This window comes from Mesoaciditoga sp., from assembly GCF_054006115.1.
Window position 1 is genome coordinate 1 of sequence record NZ_JBPNHS010000018.1, and the last position, 4431, is coordinate 4431.

A 4431-nucleotide genomic window follows, 5' to 3' on the forward strand; every position below is an offset into this window, starting at 1 on the left:
GTATCGCTTTTTGTATTTTTTCTTCTCTTCTTTTGGAGATGATTCGTAAAGAAAGATAAAATCTTTTGCCACTTCATAAAAAGATACATCATTTGCTTCGTTTAAAACTTCTAAGGCCGTATCGAAAACGTAAAGTCTTGGATTCTCAAAGTACCATCCAAGCCAATAAAGAGCTTCTTTTGCATAATGAATTGCTTCATTCACATCGTATTTCTTTCCGTACCACGCTAAAGCGTTCGCAGATGTTACCATTCCAGAGGGATGTGGAATAGTTCTTGCAAGTTCAAAGGCCTTTCTGAAATGTTTTAAGCCTTCCTTCTTTTCATTTCTTACCAAATTCCTTCCAATGTTTATTTCAAGAAATGCTTTTGCTGAATCGTTGAAATTCTTGTTTTCTTTACTTATCTTTCCTAAACAATCTTTTTCCTCATGAAAGAAAGAGCGATGTGCGGTAAATTCAACCTCAATGATATCTCTTACGGTTGGGGAAAGAAAGGATAAATCTTTTTTCATTCTGGCATAAAGCCTGTCTGCCATCTTGTTTCTACCAAGAAATCTTAGAAGTTCTAATTTTTTAGAAAGAAGTAAAAACTTGAGATTGTTGTCTGAACATACATCGAGGCCATTTTTCACTTCATCCATGGCAAGCCTGTATAAATACATTCCTTCGTATTTTATGGACTTGATCCAGGCAATTTGAGCTTTGGAAAAATGAAGATTTTCCAAAGCATAACTTATGAATGGATAAGAAAACGATCCGTGTTTTTTAATCACCCTAAGTAGAGATAGAAAACGATAATTCAAGATTCGCACTCCTTCTGTATTTAAAGCACTTGTTCATAAAATTATATCACTAAAATAGCCGTTTATGAGGGTAATGTAACAATTTTCACCCCTTTCAAGTCCTTATTTCATAAGGCTTTACAAGATCGCTAAATTTGAGCCTCAGGAGAATGAAATTGTACAATAAATTTGTATAGAAATTTTGAAATAGGGGGATTGAAAGATGAAACGTTGGAAAGTGATAGTCATTGTTTCTATCCTCGCATTATTAATTTTCACACTTTTTCTTTCAAATAAGATTGTCTACTTTAGCGATGATGGTGGAAGTGGGGATCATAGTGGTAATAAAAATCCTCAAACCACTGTTATGGAAAATGTGAAAGCACAGGAAATGCTTGTTGAATTGCAGAAAATGGCTGTCATTGTGACCAAAAATGCATAGGGGGTGAGAAAAATGTGCACATTTAAACCGCCTTAAAGTATAAGTTTACCCATAAAGTTTTGATTTGAAAAAAAGATTGAGAGGAGATGTTAGAAGTGAAAAAGAGTGTCACTTTAATAATTACATTGGTGATAATTTCAACGATTAGCTTTTACGCTTTAGCAGCATCAAAGCCAATTGTGAATATACCTGTTCAATCTGTTGGTTCTTCGGCTATTCCAGTAGGATTATGGATGATACAGGTTAATGGATATGCTTATAGCGTAGAAAATGGACAAAAGATTCCACTGTATTTTCAAGTTGAAGGTGGAATGTCTACGAAATATTGGGTTGGATATCTTGGTATAAGTGGTATTGTTAATATAACAACCGGAGGAACTGGATATGGATCAGGAAGTTTCACAGGAGAAAAATATCCACCTTATCCAATGTCAACTATCAGTCAAGCTTACATAGTCTCTGGCCCATGGTCCAATATAAGTGTGATTGGTCAATAGGAGGTGATTCAAATGAAGAAAAGTGTATTGGTGATTCTTGTCATTTTTATCTTTTTCTCACTAGCTTTCGCGTCTACTTTTCAAAAACAAACTATCAATTTATCGCAAGTTTACACAACATCCTTTTTCTGGTTAGGACCTCAAGAAAGTGTTCAACTCAGTAGTGTTCCTTTATCATCTTTGAAGTCATTTCCAAAACTCTCAAAGTCACTTTTTGGAATTTTAAAGTTAGGAAATCAAAACATATACGTACTTGCCGGATATTCCAACGATGAGTTTAAACTATTTCTCAGCAAACCTGGCGTACCGTCTATTTTGCCAACGGATAAGGTAACGTTTGGCATCAGAAATAAGTTTCATAATAAAACTTTTTACAGCGCGATTGTCAATATTAAATTGAATTTCAATGGCATTTCTTACTCTTATCCAATACGCATTTCCATTTGGGTTGGTAAAAATACCGTATCCCCTCTTTACTACTACATTGCAGCGGTTATGGTTGGCAAGATAAAGATCGATGGCTTGGAGCACACGTTGATCCTGTCTAACGTTGCAGGTAACGCTTCATACAGTGATCTGTCTAAAGATGGGATATCCGTTGACTGTGTTGACACCCCAAGAATGAGCCAGAGTTTCTATCCAGCCACTCAAGTAGCTATTGGGAATAGATTGTATAAAGTCTTATCTGTATCACCTGCGGGAACCAAAATGGTGATATTGAAAACGAATGCTAATTACAAGAATGAAGAACTACATATAGGAGATAATTTCCCAAATTTCAACGTAAAACTTTTAAATGGCAAAGTATTCAATTCGAAAAGTATTAGAAATGACATTACTTTACTCTATTTTTGGAAAGTTCCTTTTGACTTGAATGCAGATGTAAATGTTGAAAACATGAAAATTGCAAATGAAATGACACTTTCAGTAGAAGAATTGTATGAGAATTACTCAAAATACGGACTAAAAGTTTTAGTCTTTCCAGTATTTTACGGAAAAACGAATTACTGGGCCAATGAGTGGCGAGATAAAAAGCTGCAGATTTTACTCAACAACAACGATCTACATTTTCCAGTAGTCTCTCTTGAATCGTCCAAATCGTTTCTCGGAAACATAAATTCGAAGATGATACCTTTATCTTTCATATCTTCCTCGCAAATTTACATATTGAAAAACGGAAAAATTTTAAGTATGCCCTTAGCTGTATGGAACATATACCAAAATTTTGATTACATGCAACTATCTCCAAACGAGATGAAGGCTTTTGTGAAAAGCTTGATGGGGAAATAGATTACCCAACTTGTGCGTAAATGTTAAAAAAGAAATTCGCATCCAAATAAGGCTCAATGTGTATGAAAATTTCTATTGTTTTTATCCACAATCGTATCGTTAATTCACGTAAGTTTTGTATCTTTTGCAGATGTGGATGAGGTAGGTAACCGTGCTACCATACCTCGTCCCCTTTTTGCCACAAAGCAGAAGTGATAAAAATCCTCAAACCACTCTCATGGAAAACGTGAAAGCACAGGAAATGATTGCTGAATTGCAGAAAATGGCTGTCATGGGGGTAAAATGCATAGTGGGGTGAAAAAATGTGCACATTTTAACCGCCTTAAAAACAACAAAATTACCAATCGGGTAGAGTTTTGATTTGAAAATGAAAAATGAGAGAAGATGGTTTAAATGATAAGGAAAGTTACGTTTTTTGTGGGGATTTTGATGCTTCTTCTTTCGCTTTTAGCCTTTCCAAAAGGAATAATTCAATCGATAACCTATCCCTATTACCTTCCAACATGGCAAAGTGGAGAATTTTGGCAATATTCAACATCTAAAGTCGCTTCTGAGAATGGATACGCGATATATCATAAATGGATCAACATTCCATCATCGATGGTAACAACAAAAAAATACATAGTTTTACAGATGAGATATTTTGAGGATGTTCCCGCTTACGAATACGTTATCTTAAAAGAAGTTCATACAAATCAAGGAAATATTTTGGACATAGCTTACGCACCCATTTGCAATCTTTCAATTTCTTCGTTAAAAGAAAGCCTGTCATATGATTTTGATTTTCCTTTGTACGATGGAAAGAAATGGCAAGTGCTCTTTCCAACGATAAAATCCAACATTCCTCTTCCTAAAAATCCAAAAGAAGATGAATATTTTCCTCTTAAAGCGGAAGTATCCTCCACACAAACTATAATAACGCCCGTTGGCAAATTTAACACGATGCTGATAAAAGAGACTTACAACAACGGAAAAACGTATGAATATTGGTATTCACCGGAGGTTAAGAACTACGTGAAATTTCTCAGTGTAAATGGAAACACCGTGATTCTTACAAAATACGGAAAAATTGAGAATTTGAAATCCTACGTTGTAAAGATGATAAAGGACATGCCAAAAGAATATGTCAATCAAAAGGTGTTTGTTGTAAATACGCTTTATCAATATGGATTCCTTACGCTCAAAGAAAGTTTGGGGTTAGAATAAATCACTCACTCATGTTGTGTGTGAAGATTAAAAAAGCAAAAAAGACGTAAGCAGGTCATTGAAAGAGGGCATAAAGATTGAAAAACCGGCAACACCAGCTGTAAAATTTTATTGAACCCACAAAATTGGAGGTGTTGCCAGCTTTTCAATATTTACGCCCTTTTTCAATGGCCTGCTTACGTCTTTTTTGCTTTTTTAATCTTCACACACAAC

Annotated in this window: 5 protein-coding genes; 4 read left to right on the forward strand and 1 reads right to left on the reverse strand. The window is 34.9% G+C overall.

Features of this window, described 5'->3' with window-relative positions:
* Window positions 1-804 (reverse strand): hypothetical protein (locus ACXJIN_RS03455; protein WP_456399405.1); only part of this gene is annotated, 804 nt, incomplete at its 3' end.
* Window positions 805-1006: 202 nt separating this feature from the next.
* Between ACXJIN_RS03455 and ACXJIN_RS03460 the strand changes: the two genes are divergently transcribed.
* The 4 genes from ACXJIN_RS03460 (at window position 1007) to ACXJIN_RS03475 (ending at window position 4218) form a co-directional block, all read left to right on the forward strand.
* Entirely contained in the window at window positions 1007-1225 is a 219-nt protein-coding gene (locus tag ACXJIN_RS03460) for a hypothetical protein (protein WP_456399406.1), read from the forward strand.
* A 95-nt stretch (window positions 1226-1320) separates the two neighbouring features.
* Complete coding sequence (locus tag ACXJIN_RS03465) at window positions 1321-1722, forward strand: hypothetical protein (RefSeq protein ID WP_036225322.1); 402 nt, start codon at window positions 1321-1323, stop codon at window positions 1720-1722.
* A gap of 12 nt (window positions 1723-1734) precedes the next feature.
* A complete protein-coding gene (locus tag ACXJIN_RS03470) occupies window positions 1735-3012 on the forward strand; it encodes a hypothetical protein (protein WP_456399407.1) in 1278 nt (425 codons plus the stop codon).
* Window positions 3013-3405: 393 nt separating this feature from the next.
* A complete protein-coding gene (locus ACXJIN_RS03475; RefSeq protein WP_456399408.1) occupies window positions 3406-4218 on the forward strand; it encodes a hypothetical protein in 813 nt (270 codons plus the stop codon).
* Window positions 4219-4431: the final 213 nt, after the last annotated feature.